The organism is Flavisolibacter nicotianae (genome assembly GCF_003628535.1).
GTDB classification, from domain to species: Bacteria; Bacteroidota; Bacteroidia; order Chitinophagales; family Chitinophagaceae; genus Flavisolibacter; species Flavisolibacter nicotianae.
In genome coordinates this window covers 588263-609723 of record NZ_RBCI01000001.1, presented here as the reverse complement: position 1 = coordinate 609723, position 21461 = coordinate 588263, and the positions used below count along the sequence as shown (strand labels likewise).

At 52.4% G+C, this 21461-nt stretch carries 14 protein-coding genes; 11 read left to right on the top strand and 3 right to left on the bottom strand.

From position 1 onward, the window contains the following. Nucleotides 1–2: 2 nt before the first annotated feature. Entirely contained in the window at nucleotides 3–2159 is a 2157-nt protein-coding gene (ligA, locus tag D6024_RS02585) for an NAD-dependent DNA ligase LigA (RefSeq protein WP_121353463.1), read from the bottom strand. A gap of 219 nt (nucleotides 2160–2378) precedes the next feature. Here ligA and D6024_RS02580 point away from each other — a divergent pair, with 219 nt between their 5' ends. The 9 genes from D6024_RS02580 (at nucleotide 2379) to D6024_RS02540 (ending at nucleotide 19604) form a co-directional block, all read left to right on the top strand. Then, complete coding sequence (locus D6024_RS02580) at nucleotides 2379–2822, top strand: hypothetical protein (RefSeq protein WP_121352682.1); 444 nt, start codon at nucleotides 2379–2381, stop codon at nucleotides 2820–2822. Nucleotides 2823–3114: 292 nt separating this feature from the next. Further along, nucleotides 3115–5985 carry an alpha-amylase family glycosyl hydrolase gene (locus D6024_RS02575; protein WP_121352680.1) on the top strand — a complete coding sequence of 957 codons (2871 nt, stop codon included), beginning with the start codon at nucleotides 3115–3117 and terminating at the stop codon, nucleotides 5983–5985. Between the two features lie 7 nt (nucleotides 5986–5992). After that, nucleotides 5993–6715, top strand: a complete 723-nt coding sequence (locus D6024_RS02570) for an NUDIX hydrolase (protein ID WP_121352678.1) — start codon at nucleotides 5993–5995, stop codon at nucleotides 6713–6715. Nucleotides 6716–6902: 187 nt separating this feature from the next. Further along, nucleotides 6903–9875 carry a SusC/RagA family TonB-linked outer membrane protein gene (locus tag D6024_RS02565; protein ID WP_162944490.1) on the top strand — a complete coding sequence of 991 codons (2973 nt, stop codon included), beginning with the start codon at nucleotides 6903–6905 and terminating at the stop codon, nucleotides 9873–9875. A gap of 19 nt (nucleotides 9876–9894) precedes the next feature. Further along, nucleotides 9895–11523 carry a RagB/SusD family nutrient uptake outer membrane protein gene (locus tag D6024_RS02560; protein ID WP_121352674.1) on the top strand — a complete coding sequence of 543 codons (1629 nt, stop codon included), beginning with the start codon at nucleotides 9895–9897 and terminating at the stop codon, nucleotides 11521–11523. An 18-nt stretch (nucleotides 11524–11541) separates the two neighbouring features. Next, entirely contained in the window at nucleotides 11542–12363 is an 822-nt protein-coding gene (locus tag D6024_RS02555) for a SusE domain-containing protein (protein ID WP_162944489.1), read from the top strand. A gap of 22 nt (nucleotides 12364–12385) precedes the next feature. Continuing rightward, on the top strand, nucleotides 12386–14149 hold the full coding sequence (locus D6024_RS02550; RefSeq protein WP_121352670.1) for a SusE domain-containing protein: 1764 nt from the start codon (nucleotides 12386–12388) through the stop codon (nucleotides 14147–14149). A 120-nt stretch (nucleotides 14150–14269) separates the two neighbouring features. Continuing rightward, nucleotides 14270–17641: a beta-galactosidase GalA gene (galA, locus tag D6024_RS02545; RefSeq protein ID WP_121352668.1), complete on the top strand. Its 3372-nt coding sequence runs from the start codon at nucleotides 14270–14272 to the stop codon at nucleotides 17639–17641. A gap of 178 nt (nucleotides 17642–17819) precedes the next feature. Continuing rightward, nucleotides 17820–19604 carry an AMP-dependent synthetase/ligase gene (locus D6024_RS02540; RefSeq protein ID WP_121352666.1) on the top strand — a complete coding sequence of 595 codons (1785 nt, stop codon included), beginning with the start codon at nucleotides 17820–17822 and terminating at the stop codon, nucleotides 19602–19604. Nucleotides 19605–19799: 195 nt separating this feature from the next. On the opposite strand, the gene D6024_RS02535 is transcribed toward D6024_RS02540, so the two are convergent. Together D6024_RS02535 and D6024_RS02530 are read right to left on the bottom strand one after the other, a co-directional pair. Beyond that, nucleotides 19800–19991, bottom strand: a complete 192-nt coding sequence (locus tag D6024_RS02535) for a hypothetical protein (protein ID WP_121352664.1) — start codon at nucleotides 19989–19991, stop codon at nucleotides 19800–19802. Nucleotides 19992–20080: 89 nt separating this feature from the next. Further along, a complete protein-coding gene (locus D6024_RS02530) occupies nucleotides 20081–20467 on the bottom strand; it encodes a hypothetical protein (RefSeq protein WP_121352662.1) in 387 nt (128 codons plus the stop codon). Nucleotides 20468–20743: 276 nt separating this feature from the next. On the opposite strand from D6024_RS02530, the gene D6024_RS26490 reads away from it, so the two are divergent. Both D6024_RS26490 and D6024_RS02515 read left to right on the top strand, forming a co-directional pair. Continuing rightward, entirely contained in the window at nucleotides 20744–21145 is a 402-nt protein-coding gene (locus D6024_RS26490) for a hypothetical protein (protein WP_162944488.1), read from the top strand. Continuing rightward, on the top strand, nucleotides 21135–21458 hold the full coding sequence (locus tag D6024_RS02515; protein WP_121352655.1) for a PAS domain-containing protein: 324 nt from the start codon (nucleotides 21135–21137) through the stop codon (nucleotides 21456–21458). The genes D6024_RS26490 and D6024_RS02515 overlap by 11 nt, the downstream gene beginning before the upstream one ends. The last annotated feature ends 3 nt before the right edge of the window (nucleotides 21459–21461 follow it).

Here is a 21461-nt window from a genome sequence, read left to right as displayed (position 1 = left end):
AGTTATGCCGGTTCAAGCATTTGCAGAAACTGATCTTCGCTCAGGATGCGGATAGTAGCAATTTTCTTGGCTTTTTCCAGTTTGCTGCCGGCGTCTTCGCCAACAATCAGGTAATCTAATTTACTACTTACTCCTGACAAAATTTTGCCTCCTGCTTTTTCTACCCTTTCTTCCGCCTCGCTGCGTTTCAGTTTGTGCAGGGTGCCGGTGAACAAAAACGTTTGACCATCAAGATTTCCGCCGCTTGCAACCTCCTTTTTTTCGTTTTTTAGCTGAAGGCCGAGGTCTTCCAATTCTGTGAGCATTTTAACGTTGTCTTCATTGCGGAAGAACTGTACAACGCTGCCGGCGACCTTCGGACCCACATCTTCGAGGGTCTGCAATCGTTCTTCGTCGAACTCCCGAAGGTCGAGCAGGTGACCCACCGCGTTGGCAATGGTTTTGGCCATGGTTTCGCCGACGAAGCGAATTCCAAGGGCGAAAAGAAGCCGGTGCAGGGGTTGTTTTTTGGAATTGCTGATGGCCAATTGCAAATTGCCAATCGATTTCGGGCCAAAGCCTTCCAGCTTTCCGATGGCCTCAAAGTCCAGTTGGTAGATCTGCGGGATGGAGCGCAGCAGTCCGAGAGTGTAGAATTTTTCGATATTGGCTTCGCCCAGTCCGCGGATGTCCATCGCATCCTTCGATGCAAAATGCATCAGCCGCTCCAGCACCTGTGCAGGACAGCTGGCGTTTACACAGCGCCACGCCACTTCTTCGGGAGAGCGGTACAGTTCATCCCCGCACGACGGGCAGTGCGTCGGAAATTTGATCGGCTGTTCGTTGCCGGTGCGCAGTTCCGTCAGCGGTTTTACGATGTAAGGGATTACGTCGCCGGCCCTTTCCACCAACACCGTATCGCCGATGCGGATGTCTTTTTCCCGGATGACGTCTTCGTTAAAAAGCGAGATGGAGCTTACCGTAACACCGCCAATGTGCACCGGTTCTATTTTGGCCACCGGGCCAATGTTGCCCGTGCGGCCGATCTGGTACTCGACGCGGAGCAGTTTGCTGGTGGCCTGCCGGGCTTTGAACTTGTAAGCCATGGCCCACCGTGGGTGGTGCGAGGTCATGCCCATTTTATCCTGCAGGGTAAAATCGTTCACCTTGATCACCATGCCGTCGATCTCGTAAGGAAGTTCGTCACGCTCCTTTTCAAATTCGTTGCAATAGTCGATCACGGCCTGTATGCCCCTGAACACTTTTTTTTCGTTTGCCGGGCTGCGAAAGCCAAGGTCCCAGAGCATGTCCAGCGTACCGGAATGCGTGGTGAGCGATGATGGCAGATGACGGGTGACGGATGACGGCGTGTGAGCCTCTTCAACATCCTTGCTGTCATCTGTCATTTGCAATCCGTCATCGGTTAAATAATAGCTCACGTGGTAAACAAAGGCTTCCAGTTTTCTTCTGCCCACTTCCACGGGATCCTTGATGCGCAGGGTGCCGGCCGCAGCATTGCGGGGATTGGCCAGTGGCGCCAGGCCTTGTTCGGCCAGGGCCTCGTTGAATTTTTTGAAATTGTTTTTGTTGATCAGCACTTCGCCACGGATCTCCACGGTTTGCAACCCATACGCAGAAAAACGGGCCGAGAGCGGAATGGTGCGGATCTGTTTGATGTTGGGCGTGATGTCGTCGCCGCGAACGCCGTCGCCGCGTGTAGCGCCACGGGCCAGGCGGTCATTTTCGTAAATGAGCGAAATGCTGGCGCCATCAAATTTTGGCTCGACGCAATATTCAATTTCGCTTAGGCCTGTCAGTTCTCTGGCCTTGCGGTCGAAGTCTAAAAGATCTTCACTGTCGTACGAGTTATCCAGCGAGAGCATGGGCACCAGGTGCGGTGCAGCCGGAAAGTCTTTGGTTAATCCTTTGGCTACCCGTTGGGTGGGAGAGTCGGGAGTAACGAGGTCCGGTGCTTCTTTTTCCAGCGCCTCGAGACCTTTGAACAATGTATCGTATTCGAAATCCGAAATGAGCGGATCGTTCTGGATGTAATAACGATGTTCGTGGAAGCGCAGCACATCCCGCAGCGAGTCGATCTCGCTTGTGGACAGCTTGCCGTCCTTTATTTTTTTCAACAGTTGTTCCGTATGTTTCTGTGCGTCTTTTATACCTGATGACATGGGGCGAAAATAGAAATTTACGGTGGCTGGCGGGAAAGAAAATTCTGGCTGCTTCCGGCGTTTTACCGGGTTGACAAAGCCGTCCGGAGAAGCCGGATGTGGAGGCATTGTGTCGCTTCGTCAAAGAAATGCACGGACTGTTTTTGCGATGGTTTCCTTTGTGGAGACAAGCGATGGGCAGGGGCTCATCATCGATTTCTTCACGCAAAAAAATGGTTTATGAAAAAGCATGTTGTTCTTTGTTTTGCTGCAGCTCTTTGTTCGCTGTTTTTGTCGTTTTCAACGAAAAGAGGCGGCGATAGTTTCGCTATTTTTCTCAACGGCAAACAGGTGCTCCAGCAATTTGTCTATGCCGACAAATCCGCCAAAACACTTTCCCTCGGCCCGCTCCGCGACAACGACAAGATCGAAGTGCAGTACTCCCATTGCGGACGTCCGGGGAAAGACCGGGTGATCACCATCACCGACGAGAAAAACAACCTCCTGAAGAAACTGGAATTCGGCGACGGTGAAAACGGCAGTTCACGGATGGTCTTTTACCGGCGGGACATCACGGCCAAAAGCGGAACCTTCAAGCTGTTTTACACCGCGAAAGAATTGCCGGAAGGCCGCATACTGGCAACGATTGTTTCAACGGAAGGCAAAGTGGTGGCAAAACTGTAAAGACATTCAAAAAAATCACCGGCGCTTTTCTCTGCTGGTTTTTGCAGGAGAGAAGGACGCCGGTTTTTTGTTGCAGGTGCAACAACATGAATGAAGGATTGAAAACAGGCTTCACCTTTTGCCGGTGGTTTCACCGCATTACTTTCGTAGCGGCAGAAAACCGGTTCGCCTTTCGGTGCCACAAGCACACTGTTTTTTTATAAGCGTGTAGGCCGGGACGATAGGGAATTTTTTCCGGACACAATGTGTAAGAAGTACATATACTCTTATCTTAGCGCCGGAGAACTCGCTTATGAAACGATTGCTGCTGCTTCTTGTGTGTATTGTGAGTGCCGTGATTTCGCAGGCACAGCTTCTGACCTGGACACCATCCTTTCCAAAAGAGGCCGACCCCGCGCAAACCCTCGATATCATTGTTGATGCCAGCAAAGGCAACCAGGGTCTGCTCAATTTTTCAGGCGATGTATACGTGCACATCGGCGTCATTACAAACAAAAGCGCCAACAGCGACGACTGGAAATATGTTCCCTTTCAATGGGGCACGACACCTGCCAACGGGAAGGCGGCTTCGCTGGGGAGCAACAAATGGAAATATACCATCGCCGGCAGCCTGCGTGCTTTTTTCAACATCACCGATCCCACGGAATCCATTCAAAAAATTGCCATTCTTTTTCGCAGCGGCAGCGGCGACAAGGCGCAACGCAATACCGACGGCAGCAACATGTACATACCGGTTTACACGGCATCGCTGGCGGTGCGTCTGACCGCACCACCGCGTGAACCGAAATTTGTGCCCACACCCGAAACGCAAAACTGGTCGGTTGGTACGAACGTCACCATTTCCGCTGATGCCAGCCAGGCGTCGACGCTGAAACTTTATCACAACGGAACCGTCATTGCCACGGCGACCAATGTCACCACTGTTTCGGGCACTACTTCCATCGTAGCAACCGGCAACCAGCAGTTGATAGCCGAAGCTACAGTGGGCAGCGAAACGAAATACGACACCATCAACGTTTTTGTAGGCACGGCGCCGGTTGTTGCCCTGCCGGCGAACCTCCACGACGGATTCAACTATGGTGCCGACAACACCTCCGTTACGCTGGTACTGCGGGCACCGGGTAAAAACGTCGTTACCGTGATCGGTGACTTCAACAACTGGACGCAAGGCTCGCAGTCCATCATGAACAAAACACCGGATGGTAAATTTTTCTGGCTGACCCTCACGGGCCTTACGGCAGGAACCGAATATGCGTTTCAATACCTGGTCGATGGTGTGCTGAAGATCGCGGATCCGTATGCGGAAAAAATCCTCGACCCCGGCAATGACCAGTACATTTCACCGTCTACTTATCCGAACCTGAAGCCTTACCCGACGGGGAAGACGACCGGTATTGTGAGTGTGCTGCAACCGGCACAACCGGGCTACAACTGGACGGTGACCAACTTCAATCGACCCGATAAAAAAGGCCTGGTCATTTATGAATTGCTGGTGCGTGATTTTGTTGCGGCACACGACTGGAAAACGCTGAAGGACACGCTGGCCTACATCAAGCGGATGGGCATGAACGCCATTGAACTCATGCCGTTCAACGAGTTTGATGGCAACGACAGCTGGGGGTACAACCCGACGTTTTATTTTGCTCCCGATAAATATTACGGTCCTAAAAACACCCTGAAAACATTTATCGATTCCTGTCACAAGAACGGCATTGCCGTGATCATGGACATTGTGCTGAACCACACGATCGGGCCTTCGCCGCTGGCGCAGTTGTATTGGGATGCCACCAACAACCGGCCGGCTGCCAACAATCCCTGGTACAACCCGGTGCAGCCGCATGCGTTTGGCTTCGGCGACGACTTCAACCACGAAAGCGCAGACACAAAATATTTTTTCAACCGCGTCCTGCAGCACTGGCTAACCGAATACAGGATCGACGGGTACCGGTTTGATTTTTCCAAAGGACTGACACAAAAACCGTCGACGGATGATGCAACATTCTCCGCGTACGATCCAAGCCGTATTGCCATTTTGGACGGCTATGCCGCGGCAATCAAAGCGGCCGATCCGAATGCCTATACCATCCTCGAACATTTCTGCGATAACACGGAAGAAAAAGAACTGGCCGACAAAGGTTTTTTGATCTGGGGTAATTTGAATGACAGTTATGCGCAGGCATCGATGGGTTACAACGACCGCTGGGATTTTTCGCGGGGCATTTATACGGCGAGAGGATGGACCAATCCGCACCTGGTAACGTATGCCGAAAGTCACGACGAAGAACGCATCATGTACAAGAACCTTACCTACGGCAATGCCGGCAGTGGGTACAATATCAAAGACACCACAACAGCGTTGAAGCGTGCAGAATTAACAGCCGCTTTTTTACTGACGATTCCAGGGCCGAAAATGGTATGGCAGTTTGGCGAACTGGGTTATCATTATTCCATCAACACCTGTTCGGATGGCGTTACCATCAGCAATGACTGCCGCGTCAGCGCAAAGCCCATCCGCTGGGATTTTCTTGCCGACCCGCGCCGGGTGAATCTTTACAGCACGTATGGTAAATTGATCAACCTGCGGTTTCATCCCTGGTATACGGGAGCCTTTCAAACGGGCACGGTGGATAAAAGCCTGGGCAATGCATTTAAATGGATCAAGCTGACCACGGCAAACGATACATCCGACCTGGTGGTGCTGGGCAATTTTGAAGTTTCGGCGTTGTCAAGCACCTTCACCTTCCCGGCTGCCGGTACCTGGTACAACCTGTTCGACAACAGCATCGTTACCGCCACCACCGCTGCGCAAACCTTTACCCTGCAGCCCGGCGAATACCGGGTGTATGTGAACCGCAATGTGAACAATGTGACAACTACGCCGGTGAGCAACGTGCCCTGGAACGGAACCGCGCTGGCCGTAAACCTGTACCCCAACCCTGCACGGTCGGCCTACACGGTCGATGTGGCCCTGCCGCAAAGCGGAAACACAACGATCCTGCTTTATAACAACATGGGTCAATATATTCGCACGGTTTACAACGGCTTTTTGCAAAAAGGCGAGCGGCAGATTTTGCTGCAACGACCGGCCGTGGCAAACGGAACCTATTTCCTGAAACTGCAGGTGAAAAGCGAATCGAAAACCCTTCCGATTACCCTTCAATAAAGAACATATGGCGAAACTAAAATCGGCTGCTCTTGAAAAAAGCAGCCACCTCGAATACTTCAACATCGCCGTCTCGGTCGACTGCGTCATTTTCGCGTATGCGGAAAAAGCACTCAAGGTGTTGCTGATCCAGTCTGACCTGGAAGAATTTGCCGGCATGTATTCCTTGCTTGGTGACCTGGTAAGGCCCGACGAAGACCTTGACGAAGCCTCGTACCGTGTGCTGCGGGAGCGCACCGATTTACACGATGTGTACCTGGAGCAGGTGCATACGTTTGGCAACTTAAACCGTCACCCTTCGGGACGGGTGATCACGACGGCCTATTATTCCCTGATCAATTTAAAAAACAACAAGCTGCAGTTAACGCACAATGAACTGAGCTGGCACGATGTCAACAAGGTCAGGAAACTGGCCTTCGATCACAAGCAGATCCTGGACACCTGCCTGCAACGGTTGCGGGAAAAAGTGCTGGAGCAGCCTATCGTTTTCAACCTGCTGCCGGAAAAGTTTTCGCTGCGCGAACTCCAGGACCTCTACGAAGCCATTTTGGGTGTAGAACTGGACCGTCGCAATTTCCGCAAACGAATCATCCTCAAAGACTGGCTGATCGATTTAAACGAGATGGAAGTAGACGTTCCGCACCGCCCGGGCAAACTGTACAAACTCAGGCCCAGTTTAAAAAGAAACGGGAAACTCTCGGTCAAATCCGAACAAAAACTCACCGCCTAAACAACCTGATAAAAATCATCCGTTTCGGATGCCGTTTTCGTCGAAAAAAGGAAAAGATTTTTTTGATGGAGTTAAAAAAAGGCTAACATTGTGTCCCCGATACACATTACTAATAAACTGCGTATCTTCTTTAATTTTTAATACTTGATTGCTTATGTATCTGAGAAAATTGCTTCAGACGATTTGCTTGCCTGTATTGCTGCTTTTTTCAGTTGTGGTGTTTGCCCAGACGAAAACAGTGACAGGCCGTGTAACCGACGCAACCGGGAAAGCCGTTTCCGGCGCCTCGGTGATCATCAAAGGCCAGGCACGGGGCGTAATGACTTCCGAAGACGGAACCTACAGCATCCCGGTTCCCGCCAATGCAACTTCTATTATTGTGAGTTCTGTTGGGTTTACCCCGCAGGAAATTTCCATCGCCGGAAAAACGACGGTTGATGCGACCTTACAGTCAACTGCTGCCAACATGAACGAAGTGGTGGTGGTGGCCTACGGAACGCGTCGCCGCGGCGACCTGACCGCTTCGGTAACCTCCATTTCCGCCAAAGATTTTCAAAAAGGACAGGTCTCTTCTTCCGAGCAGTTGCTGCAGGGCAAGGTGGCCGGTTTGCAGGTAACATCCGGTGGCGGCTCTGCCGGTGGCGGCAGCCGTATCCGCATTCGCGGTGGGGCTTCACTCAACGCCAGCAACGATCCATTGGTCGTGATTGACGGTGTGCCCACGGAAGGCAACAGCATTGCCGGGTCGAGCAACGTACTGAATACCATCAACCCGAACGACATTGAATCCATCAGCGTATTGAAAGATGCGTCTGCAACGGCTTTGTATGGTTCTAGAGCGTCCAATGGTGTGCTGATCATCACGACGAAAAAGGGTGCTGCCGGTAAGTTGCGCTTCAATTTTAATACAAGAGCCTCTGTTGGTATAATTGGAAAAAAAGTAGCCGTGCTCACCGGCGACCAGGTGCGGGCCATCATCAATGCCGATGCAGTCGCCACCGGCAACAATACTTACAAAGCATTGTTGGGAACGGCCAATACCGACTGGCAGGACCAGATTTATCAAAAAGCCTTCGGCTCCGACAACAACCTGAGTGCTGCGGGTACGTATGCCAATGTTCCGTACCGCATTTCGCTGGGTTACCTGAGCCAGGATGGTATTTTGAAAACCGATCATTTCAACCGTGTGACATCGACCCTGAATTTGTCGCCGAAATTTTTTACCAATCACCTGACGGCCAATATCGCGGCCAAGTTCAGCCGCACCGGAAATCGCTTTGCCGACGGCGGCGCCGTGGGCAACGCCATCAACTACGATCCGACACAACCGGTCTATACGAAGAACAGGTTTGGCGGCTATTACGAGTGGCTGCAACCCAACGGCCTGCCCATCGATCTGTCCAACCGCAACCCGCTTGCGTTGCTCGAGCTGCGTGACAACCGTTCCAATGTGAACCGTTTCATCGGCAACGTGCAACTGGATTACAAACTGCACTTCCTTCCCGACCTGCACGTGTTGCTGAACCTGGGTATGGACCGCATTCATGGCGAAGGCCACGACTTCCAGGATTCGGCAATGGCAACCGTTTATAAAACCGGTGGCCGGAGAGTGCCTTTTTACCAGCAAACGCAAACGAACACGCTGGCCGATATTTCATTGACCTATGCGAAAGAATTGCCGGCACTGAAAAGCAAGTTTGATGCGCTGTTGCTGCATAGCTACCAGGATTTTACAACGGACGTTTACAACTATCCGGCATTTAGCTACCGCGCCATTGCCGATCCAAACAAGCCGGGAAAAAAAGATACCATTCAAGGTTCGGAACCTACGTTTGCCACAGACAAACCGCAATTCAGATTGGAGTCCTACCTGGCTCGTGTGAACCTGACGGTTTACAACAACTTCCTGTTGACAGGTTCGTTGCGCCGTGACGCCAGCTCCCGGTTTGCACCGGAAAACCGCGTGGGCTATTTTCCTGCCGCAGCAGTGGCCGTGAAACTGAGAGAACTGGTATTTGGAAATGTAAGACCAATTTCCGATCTGAAGCTGCGCTTTAGCTGGGGACAAACCGGTCAACAAAATACCGGTAGCGATTATTACGGTTACCTGCCCCGTTATGCCCGTAGCACCGGTACGGCGCAATACCAGTTTGGCAACAATTTCTACAGCTTCCTGCGTCCGGGTGCCTACGATCGCGACCGCCGTTGGGAGTCGACGACCACCACCAACCTTGGCCTGGACTTCGGCTTTTTTGGCAACCGCATCTCCGGTTCTGTTGATCTCTATAAGAAGAAGACCAAAGACCTGCTGAGCGTCGTACCCGTTGCGCCGGGTACCAACTTCGATATCCAGCTTTTGACCAACGTGGGCAACATGGAGAACAGGGGTGTTGAATTTACCCTGAACACCAACGTGGTTCGCAACCGCAATTTTAGTTGGGACCTGAACTTCAACGCGACGGTTAATGAAACCAAAATCACCAACCTGCTCCAGTATCCCGATCCTTCCTTCAAAGGAATTGATGTGAGTGGCATCGGCGGCGGTACGGGCAACAAAATCGGTAAGTACATTGTGGGTGAAGCACCATACTCCTTCTTTGTGTTCAAGCAGATATATGATAGGTTGGGCAAGCCAATTGAAGGTCTTTACGAAGATGTCAACAGGGATGGCGTGGTCGACGACAACGACCGGTACCTGTACAAAAAGCCGGCACCGGATGCCCTGATCGGCGCCAGCACACAGTTCACGTACAAGAAGCTGACTTTGTCCGCAGCCGGTCACGCATCTTTGGGCAACTACCTTTACAACAACTATTTTTCGAATGCAGGTGTACTGAACTCCATCAAAAACCCGCTCAACTTTATCGGCAACGCCACGGTAAATTACCTGGAAAGCGGTTTTCTTAACAACCGGTACCTGACCGATTACTACATCGAGAATGCTTCGTTCTTCCGTCTCGACCACATCTCGGTTGATTACAACCTGGGACGTGTGACAAAGAACCTGTCCGGTGTTCGGATCGGCGCCAGCGTGCAGAATGTTTTTGTCGTTACGAAGTACAAAGGACTGGATCCGGAAAACTCGAACGACACAGGTACCGACAACAATATCTACCCCCGTCCGCGTACCTATTCTTTGAGTGTAAACCTTGACTTTTAATTTTTAATGTTTGCAGAATATGAGAAGCAAAATCAGCAATAAATTTCTTCTTGCAGTAGTGGCGATGGTTGTTCTGGCGTCCTGCTCCAAGAAACTGGACCTGTTCCCGCAAAACGACCTGACGCCGGAGAAGACTTACTCGACGGCAGCAGGGTACAAAAGTGTACTGGCAAAAATTTACGGAACGCTTGCCGTGACCGGCAACCAGGGTGCGGCCGGACAACCGGACATCAATGGCCTGGATGAGGGCTCGCAGGTAGCCTTTATTCGTGGGTTCTTCAATGCGCAGGAATTGCCGACCGATGAAGCCGTGGTCAGCTGGAATGACCAGACCATCAAGGATTTTCACAACCTGCGCTGGACGTCGGCCGATCCTTTCCTGAAAGGTTTGTATGCCCGCCCGATTTACAACATCACGCTCATCAACGAGTTTTTGCGTGAAGCAACGGATGCCAAGCTCCAGGAGCGCAGCATCAGCGGCACCGATGCTACGGACATCAAAAATGCCCGGGCGGAAGTAAAGTTTCTGCGTGCTTTCAATTACTGGGTGATGATGGACCTTTTTGGAAAGTCAACCTTTATTACCGAAGACAATAAGATCGGAACCGACCTGCCCGGAGAGATCGATCGCAAAGGCTTGTTCGCGTTCATTGAAACGCAGTTGAAACAATCCTTGCAGGAACTGGCTCCGGCGAAAACCATCGAGTACGGACGGGTAGACCAGGCGGCAGCATGGGCTTTGCTGGCACGCATGTACCTCAATGCGCCGGTATACCTGGGGATTGATGTCAAGGATAACAAAGCGATTCCGTATTACGACTCGGCTGTTGTTTATTCAAGCAAGGTGATTGGCGCCGGTTATACACTGAAATCGGGCTATGCAAAACTGTTCATGGCCGATAACGACAAGCAGAAAGACGAATTTATCTGGACCATCAACTGCGACGGCCTGCGCACGTCAGCCTATGGCAATACCACTTTCCTGGTGCATGCGGCTTCCGGCGATAACCACGACGAATTGGGCGTGGGCAGCGGGTGGAGCGGCTACAGGGCTACCAAAGGCCTGGCCGACCTGTTTCCTGACCTGACCGGCGCAACCGACCAGCGTGCCATGTTTGCCAACCAGGCGAACATGCAGATCAATGATATCGGCGATTTCAAACAGGGTCTTTGGGTGAAAAAATGGCGCAACATCCGCAGCGACGGCCAGCCGACATCGGATCCCAACCGCGACTTTGCCGACATTGATTTCCCCGTGTTCCGCCTGCCGGAAATGTATTTTATCTATACGGAAGGTGTGCTTCGCGGCAGCTCAAAAGGCGACCTGACAACCGCACTGGATTACATGAACCGGATTCGCTTCAGGGCTTATGGCGACAGCTATGGACCCAGCAATGTGGGAAAGCTGGTTTCGTCCGACCTGACCCTGCAACTGGTGCTGGATGAGAGAGGCCGCGAACTGTATTGGGAAGGCCACCGCCGGACAGACTTGGTGCGCTACAACCTCCTTACGACCGGCACTTATCTCTGGCCCTGGAAAGGCGGTGTGGCATCGGGTACGGCAGTGAACTCCCGTTACAACTACTACCCGGTTCCGTCGACCAACCTAACGTCTAATCCCAACCTGACCCAAAACGCAGGTTACTAATCAATAAAAATTATGAGTATGAGAAATAGATTGCTTGTCGTTCTTTCTTTTTTATTGGTGCTTGTTGCCTGTAAAAAAGACGAATACAAAGATTACTTCGAAGGCGGTACAGCACCAACGCTGAAGGCCACGACCACCGGTTCCACGACACTGGTGCAGGCCAACGCCTCCCAGCCGTTTTTGAACCTGACATGGACCAATCCGAACTACCGCTTTACCACCGGCATCAGCTCACAGGATGTAAACTACGTTCTGCAGATCGATACCGTAGGGGCAAATTTTACCAGCCCTTCCAAACAGGAAGTGGCCATTGCCAAGGAATTGGGCACCGCGTTCACTGTGAAGGATTTTAATACCATCCTGACGAAGATGAACCTGATGGAAAACATGCCGCACAAGCTGGAAATGCGGGTGAAGTCGACTCTCGGCAACGGCACCGTGCCGCTGCTTTCCAACGTGGTGAGTCTAACGGTAACGCCGTATCTCGATGTGGCGGTTCCCCTCCCAACGAACGGCAATTTGTGGATCGTGGGTGATGCCACCAAAAATGGCTGGGACAATCCCCTGAAGGTTCCCTACGATGTTACGCAAAAGTTCACCAAGGTCTCCAATACCCTGTACGAACTGGTCGTGGACATGCCCGGCGGCGGCAACTACAAAATCCTCCAGGATAATGGTAACTGGGCCACACAATACCACATGCTGACCGGCGGTACCTGGGAGGCAGGCGAATTTGAAAAAAAGGATTCGGATCCCGGTTTCCCTGGCCCTCCGTCGGCAGGAACCTACAAGATCACGGTGAATTTTAAAACCGGTAAGTACTCGGTGGTAAAACAATAATCAAAACTTTAATTGCAGCGTTATGAAAAAACTCTCAATAATCTTATCGGTAATAACGGCTGCCGTGCTGGTCATGGCAGGTTGTAAAAAGGTGGATCCCCTGCCGTATTACAACGATGGCAGCCAGGTGGTGTTGACCGGCCCGTCAACGGCCGTTGTACCGGGAGCTGCCGACTCCCTGAAAAATGTCCTGAACCTGTCGTGGACAAGTCCCAACTACGGCACCGACCCCAATACGTACAAGTTCACTGTTGAAATGGATACGACAAACACCTTTGCGACAGCGACCCGCCGGGAAGTCATCGGCAAGCAGGAAACCGCCTTTACCGGCAAAGACCTGAATGCGCTGTTGCTGACCTATGGTGCCAAACTGGGTGTGGCCACCCCGCTGTACATCCGCGTGGTGTCTTCTTACGGCAACAACAACGAACGGTATCTTTCGCAAACCATTAAGGTCAATGCATCGGCCTACACGGATCCTTCCGTGCTGACCGTATCGGCGACCTCCATGACCGGAACACTCAGCACCGCTTCGCAGCCGGGGCTGACATTCAACTGGACAAAAGCATTCAACGGCTATAACGGTACCATTACCTACAGCCTGCAGTACGATTCGTCCGGTAAAAACTTTGCGTCACCGCAGGAGCTGCCCATCGGCGCTTCCCTGGTGACCAAAACCTTTACAAAAGGCGAGATCAACGGAACGGCTTTGAATGAAGGTGTTGCCGGCGGTGCCACGGGCAAGATCGAATACCGCATCAAGGCTGTGACGGCACAAGGAGCAACCGCTTATTCCAACGCTCTTTCCGTAACGGTGAATTCTTACCAGCCGATTATCCGGCTATACATGCCCGGTAACTATCAAACCAGCACCGGCAACGGAACTGACTGGACGCCTGCCGATGCACCCGAGTTCATTCGCGATGTACGTCCGGATGCCCTGAACAAATTGTACTACATGTACATTTACCTGCCGGCCAATACTGAATTTAAGATTACGCCGGCCCGCACCTGGGATATCGCCTACGGCGACGCCGGCAGCGGTAGCCTTTCAACTTCCGGCGGAAACATTAAAGTGGCGACTGCCGGTTACTACCGCATCAGCGTGGACCTGGCCAATATGAAATACGACATCCGCGAAGGCCGCATGGGCTTTGTGGGTGCAGGAGTGGGTGCAGGCTGGACGCCATCCAACGTCTTCCCCAACTATGCCATGGGACTGGCTTCAACCAACCTGTTTGTGGGCCTTTCCGACTTCACGGTGGATGGCTGGAAGATGCTTGACTACAACGACTGGAACAGCGGCGATATCTCGGCGACCAATGCCCGCAGCTACGGTTCTTCAGGGCCCAGCGGAAGCTCGCTGGAAGTAAACGGTCCGAATATGCCGAACCCGCCATCTGCTGGTCGCTACCGCGTGATCTGGGACGGCCGCAACCGCGATAACGTGAAATACGAGATGTCTGCAGCAACCGAAATGCGACTGGTGGGAGACGGCATCGAAGGCGTGGCCGACTGGAACCCGGGTGCATCACCGCAGATGACCTACAAAGGCAAAGGCGTTTGGGAAATCACCGTTGCGCTGAAGGCCAACAAGGATATCAAGTTCCTCGCCGGCAATGACTGGGGTGCTTTCGATTACGAAGACAACAGCGGCGGCAGCCAGGCCATAGGCACACCACGTGCCATCAAGTGGGAAGGTGGAAGCAATTTCAAGACGCCGGCAACAGCAGGCACCTACACCATTACGCTGGACGAAAACAAACAAACCGTCACCATCAATTAAATTGGTTGTCAAGCGAATTCTTTCAAAAAGGTCATCCGGTTTGGATGGCCTTTTTTATTTTTAACGCTTGAGGATTTCGGTACACGTCTATTCTTTCGGCACCAACATTTTTGCAGCAGTATGACACCAACAAAGCAGTTCCTTTTTCTTTTCCTTTTAGCCGCATCGTTATCGTCGTTTGCGCAACCACGCCTCCACGTCAATTTCGATGAGGGCTGGAAGTTTCATTTTGGCCATGCCGCCAACCCGGCAAAGGATTTCAACTACGGCGTGACCGTGATTTTCAAAAAAAGCGGCGAAGCAGCCGGCACCGCCATCGACCCGAAGCTGAACGACAAGGACTGGCGAACGCTGGACCTGCCGCACGACTGGGCGGTGGAACTGCCCTTTGCCAACTCGCCCAATTTTGACGTGCAGTCGCACGGCTACAAGCCCGTTGGCGGCCTTTATCCGGAAACCAGCATCGGCTGGTACCGCAAGCATTTTACGATCGACCGGAGAGACTCGGGCCAGCGCTTCCAGGTTCAATTTGATGGCGTGTTTCGCAACGCCAGTTTCTGGATCAACGGCTTTTACCTCGGCACCAACTCAAGCGGTTATGTGGGTGCTGTGTACGACATCACCGATTATCTCCAGTTCAACAAAGACAATGTACTGGCCGTACGGGTGGATGCCACGCAGTACGAAGGCTGGTTTTACGAAGGCGCTGGCATTTACCGTCATGTATGGCTGAACCAAACCAATAACCTGCACCTTGCCCATGACGGCGTTTTTGCCTATTCAACCGTCAACGGAAAGAATGCCGTGGTGCAGGTAGAAACCGAAGTGGAAAACAGCGGATTGACTTCAGCAAAAGCCACCGTCGAAACGTACCTTACAGACCGCACAGGGAAAAAGCTGGCGCAGGCAACCGCCTCACCGCTGACGCTTTCGCCCAATGGCAAAACTCTCGTCAAACAAAAACTGTCGCTTGCCAATGTGCACCTATGGTCGCTGGATGATCCCTACCTGTACCGCGTTGTTTCCCTGGTGAAGCAGAATGGAAGAGTGATTGACAGCAACAGTCACCGCCTGGGTGTCCGTACAATTGAAATAAAGGCTAATGGTGTTTTTCTCAACGGGCAGCACGTAAAGATCAAAGGCACCAACAACCACCAGGACCATGCGGGTGTGGGCAGCGCCCTGCCGGATTATTTGCAGTACTACCGCATCCGGTTGCTGAAGGAGATGGGCAGCAATGCCTACCGCACCAGCCACCATGCGCCGACGCCGGAATTGCTCGACGCCTGCGACAGCCTGGGTATGCTGGTACTGGACGAACAGCGCCTGCTGAACAGCAGCCCCGAATACATGGACCAGTTTGAGCGCCTCATTCGCCGGGACCGCAATCATCCTTCCGTGTTCCTGTGGTCCATCGGCAACGAAGAAGGCTGGCTGCACACCACGTCCATCGGCAAACGTGTTGCGCAAACGCTGATCGCCAGACAAAAAGAACTGGATCCTACCCGTACATCGACCTATGCCGCCGACCTGGGGAATGTATTCCAGGGCGTGAACGAAGTGATCCCGGTGCGGGGATTCAATTACCGCGAAAAATTTGTTGCCGCTTATCACCACGATCACCCGGCGCAACCCATCATCGGCACGGAGATGGGCAGCACGGTGACCACGAGAGGACAGTATGAAAAAGACAGCGTCCGTGCTTACCTGCCCGACGAGGACATTACGGCGCCCTGGTGGGCCAGCACGGCCGAAGCCTGGTGGACGCTGGCCGCACCCAACGATTTCTGGCTGGGCGGTTTTATCTGGACCGGCTTCGATTACCGCGGTGAGCCCACACCTTACCAGTGGCCCAATATCAATTCGCATTTCGGCGTGATGGACGTCTGCGGCTTTCCCAAAAACATTTACTACTACTACCAAAGCTGGTGGACGGATAAGGACGTGCTGCATATTTCGCCGCACTGGAACTGGAAAGGCCGCGAAGGGCAGCCCATCGATGTGTGGGTGAACAGCAATGCCGACAATGTTGAACTGTTCTTGAACGGCAAAAGCCTCGGCAAAAAAGACATGCCCCGCAACGGACACCTGCAGTGGAGCGTCGCGTATGCACCGGGCACGCTGGAAGCCGTTGCGTTTAAAAAAGGGAAAAAGCTGACCGCAAAAGTGGAAACCACCGGCGCACCGGCGGAAGTGGTGGTATCACCATCCCGGACAACCGTGCTCGCCGATGGAAAAGACGCCGCGGTGATGAACATCAGCGTGGTGGACAGGCAGGGACGCGAAGTGCCGGATGCGATGAACCTGGTCTGCTTTTCGGTGACTGGCGATGCAAAGATCATCGGGGTGGGCAACGGGGATCCGAGCAGTCACGAACAGGACAAGTATTTTGATACCGCCGCCCAACGCCACCTTTTCAACGGGAAATGCCAGGTGATCCTGCTGGCAGGAAAAACGCCCAGCACCATCAAATTCGAAGCAAAAAGCGAAGGCCTGTGGGCCGGGTCAACCGATATTTTTTCCATTCAGCCCGGCCGTGCAACCGTAAGCAGCGCACCGGTGAAGACGACGAAAAAGGAAACGGGAAAGATCATTGGCGCCGACATTTCATTCCTTCCCGAGCTGGAAGCAAAAGGCGTGAAATTTTCCGACAAAGGCATACAAAAAGATGCTATTCAAATTCTGAAAGACCACGGCTTTAATTACATCCGCCTGCGCATTTTCAACAACCCTGCGGCCGACAGCGGCTACTCGCCGGGCAAAGGCTTTTGCGACCTGGCACATACCAGGCAGATGGCCAAACGAATCAAAGCGGCCGGGATGAAATTCCTTCTGGATTTTCATTACAGCGACTACTGGGCCGATCCGGGCAAGCAGTACAAACCGGCTGCCTGGAAAGGGCTTGCCTTTGCGCAGTTAAAAGATTCGGTCTATCAGTTTACAAAGCGGGTCATCACCGAACTGAAAGCGCAGGGCACCACGCCTGACATGGTGCAGGTGGGCAACGAGATCAACCACGGCATCATCTGGCCCGAAGGGCACGTGGCGCATTTCGACAGCCTGGCGCAACTCTTCAGGGCCGGCAGCGATGCCGTGCTGGCCGTTGATCCGTCCATCCTCATCATGCTGCACATTGCCCTGGGCGGGCAGAACGACGAATCGGTTTTCTTTCTCAACAACATGCTGGCCAGAGGCGTGTCGTTCGACGTAATCGGCGAGTCGTATTATCCCAAATGGCACGGCACCCTGAGCGACCTGCAAAACAATCTCACCGACCTGGCCAGGCGTTACAACAGGGACGTGATCGTGGTGGAGTATTCGCAGCTCAAAAAAGAAGTGCACGACATTGCCTTCAACCTGCCGGACGGCAGGGGCAAGGGCACCTTTATCTGGGAGCCGCTCAGCACCTGGGAAGCGGTGTTTGACAAGGACGGCAAGGCCAATCAATATTTGGAGCTGTACGACGAGATGGCAAAGCAATACCTGAAGTAAGCAGTTGGCAGTATGCAGTACGCAGCAGTGGATTGAAAATACTTTCGGCTCATGAACGAAGAAGGACAAGGGCTTCCGCATTGTCAAAAACGGCTTTTGTAAAAGCCGTTTTTCTTTTGGGAAAAGGCTTCCCGTTTCCTCCTGTTTTCCTTAATTTGTACACACAAGTTTTGTAACTATGAACAAGCCGCATCGTTTATTCGATTGTCTCGAGCTGCAGCGGGAGAAGGGGGGCGTGGAAGGCGCACTGGTGGCCAAAGAAGGCGGCCGGTGGCGCAAGTACAGCACCCGGGAAGTGAAAGACATTGTTGACAGGCTGAGTGCGGGCCTGATTGCTCTGGGCATCGGCTGCGGCGACATGAGCGTGGAAGGTCGCGACAAAATTGCCATTCTTTCCAAAAACCGTCCCGAATGGGTTTTCTTGGACCTGGCCGTGCAGCAGATCGGCGCCGTGCTGGTACCCATTTATCCAACGGCCCATGCCAACGACATCAGCTTCATCATGAACGATGCGGCTGTAAAAATGCTGTTCTTCAACGACGCCGACCTGACGGAAAAAGTGCAGCAAATGATTGCAACCGTCCCGTCGCTCAAAGAAATTGTGAGCTTCGAAAGAACAGAAGGTTTCCGGCACTGGCAGGAACTTTTAAGCTTGGGCACGCAGGAACATTTTCTGAAGATTGAAGAAGCTTCCGCTAGGATCAACACCGAAGATTTATTCACCATCATCTATACATCGGGAACAACAGGCTCGCCCAAAGGCGTTATGCTCTCGCACCACAATGTGCTGAGCAACGTGATGAGCACACTGCCCGATTTCCCGCTGACGCTGAACACCCGTGTGCTTTCGTTCCTGCCGCTCAACCACATTTTTGAGCGCATGGTGACCTATATTTTTTTGTTTGCCGGTGCGTCTATTCACTACGCCGAAAGCCTCGATACCCTGGGTGAAAATTTTAAGGAGGTCAAACCGGAAATGTTCACCACCGTGCCCCGGCTGCTGGAGAAAGTGTTTGAGAAGATCATGGCCAAGGGCAACGAGCAAAAGGGGATAAAGCACAAGCTGTTTTTCTGGGCTCTTCGTCTCGGAGAGAAATACGATATCCAGGAAAAGGGCAGCGCCGGTTACCGCCTGCAACTGGCGCTGGCGCGGAAGATCGTTTTCAAAAAATGGCGCGAAGCGCTGGGCGATGAGGTGAAATGCATTGTCACCGGAGCCGCCGCCTGCCCGGTCAAACTGATCCGCCTGTTCTCTGCCGCGGGCATTCCCATTTTGGAAGGCTATGGACAAACCGAGTCATCGCCGGTAATCAGCGTGAACCAATTAAATGAAGCTAACTGGATGATCGGAACGGTGGGACCTGTCATCAGTGGTGTGAACGTGAAAATTGCGGAAGACGGCGAGATCCTTTGCAAAGGTCCCAATGTGATGATGGGTTATTACAAACGTCCCGACCTGACAGCCGAGACCGTGATCGATGGCTGGCTGCACACCGGGGATATCGGTACGTTGGTGAATGATAAATTTTTAAAAATCACCGACCGGAAAAAAGAAATCTTTAAAACTTCCGGCGGCAAATACGTGGCGCCGCAGCCCATCGAGAACAAGCTGGCCGAATCGCCTTTTATCGAACAGGTCATGATTGTGGGTGCCGGTGAAAAGTTTACCGGTGCACTGATCGTGCCTTCGCAAAAAGCACTGGGCGACTGGTGCCGGCAACGGGGAATTGATGTCAACGGCGCTTCTCACGGTCTCTTGCATCATCCGCAGGTTCACCATCACTTCCAGCAAATTATCAACGAGGCCAACAGGCATTTCAACAAAGTGGAGCAGGTGAAGAAGTTTGAGCTCCTGCCAACGGAATGGAGCATTGAGGGTGGCGAACTAACGCCAACGCTCAAGCTGAAGCGAAAGGTGATCATGGAAAAATACAACGATATCGTCAGGCGCATCTATACCTGATTCGAGACACCCGATTCCGGCGGATGTCAAACGCCTCCAACCTGAAAAGGATTTTATTGGATGGCAGATGACGGATGGCAGAGAAAACAGCACTTTTCTCCGCCTGGTTCATTTTGATGGCGGTTGGGCATGAAAGCAAATATGTCCTGCCTGTAAACCGCCCATTCCATATAGCGATCCTTTTTTGTGTGCCGTCTAGTCCCGCTTGACAGGGTTCGGGTCTTCCTGTCCGGTTGCCTGCTGCCCGGGAATATCGCTGATCTGCTTTTCGTACCGGTTGGGTTCCTGGTCGATGTATTCCGGCTGGTTTCTTAGCTGCTGGTCATTTTCGGTCGGCTTGGGGTAAGCAAACGGCCGTTGTTCTTCTTTTTTGTCTTTGTGATCCATACGACTGGTGTTTACGATAATGCTGAAAAATAGCAAGCCTTGTAGTGATACAAGGCTTGACAGAATTGATAGTGTAGCAATCGTGCGGTTTACATTCCGCCCTGGCCACGTTCGCTTCCGCTACGGCCTGTGTTGCCTGTACCGGTGCTGCTGCCACGGCCGGAGTCGCCGCCTTCCAAATTCTGATCCGAGCTGCTGCCGGTATTGCTTCCCGAGCTGCCGCTGGTCCCCATGCTTTGGCCACCCAGGCCGCCAGACCCGCGTTCGGAACCGCTCTGGGAGCCGCCAGTGTTTTGCGAACTACCCATGCCACCTGACTGGGAGCTGGATGATCCACCCTGGTTGCCCATAGAGCCGCTGCTGCCCTGGTTACCCATTGAACCCTGGTTGCTGCCTGTTTGCTGGCTTTGACCACTCTTGCTGTCAGAACCCATGTTTGAACTTCTGTTTTGATCCTGGTCTCTGTTGTCTGCCATAACATTTGTTTTTAGAAGTGAAGAAATAGTTAGCGAGATACTGCTAAAAACTTTGTGCCGTTCCCAATGCTTGTGCTGAAACAGATGCACCCCGGTTTTTTGTCAGGTGCTTGAACGTGGAGGTTTATCAACAGAAATTAAGTGACTGTTTTTTCCAAACCTGGCTGAACAACAATGGTCCATTTTGATTAATGATTGCTGCCTCTGCCATCCTGGTGGCCGCCATCCGACCCGCTTTTCCTGCGGCCTTTGCCGTAACGGTTTTGCACCTGGCTCATGCTTTCGAAAGGATGCTGCGCAAGCAGTTTTCTTTCCTCCTCATTTCTTTTTGCCGAAGAGCGCTTACCGGACGATCTCGGTTCTTTTTTGTCCGTCATAATCTTTTCTGGAAAAAGCCCCAAAAAACCTGCCGGTCAAAGCACACTCTGCTGCTTGATTTTATGGAAAGAGGAGATCGAAATCTCCTTCTTTTTTCTTCGTGAATGTACGGCTGGCTTCGGTTCTGCAAATAGTGGAAAGACATTGCCGGCGAAACAAATCTCCCGGTTTCAGGTAGCAGCCGCTAAGGATTCTTACTTAGCACGGCAGAAAAGAAGCCTTGTTTCTTGGAATCGATCCTGGCTTGTCACAACTTTATCTAAACAAGCCGATATTACATCCATTTTCTATGAACTATAACCAAAATACGCTTCGGTCTTTCGTGAATGCTGAGGGGAAACTGGTGCTTTGCAACGAACCGTTTTTTTCGCATTTTGGCCATTGCACCCAACACCTGATCGGCCGCTCTGTTTCGGATGTTTTCTCTTCCTGCGACTGCACAAAAATCCTTGATGCCATGCGCTGCTGCCAGCAATTTCCCGGTCAGTGTTTTACCGTTGAAACGGAAAAAAGCAGCCCCGAGGGATTTTCCTGTTTCCGGTGGGAAATCTATGCGGAACAGGCCCGCGGGCAGGTAACCGGCATCCACCTGGTTGGCCAGTCGGTGAAATAGGCC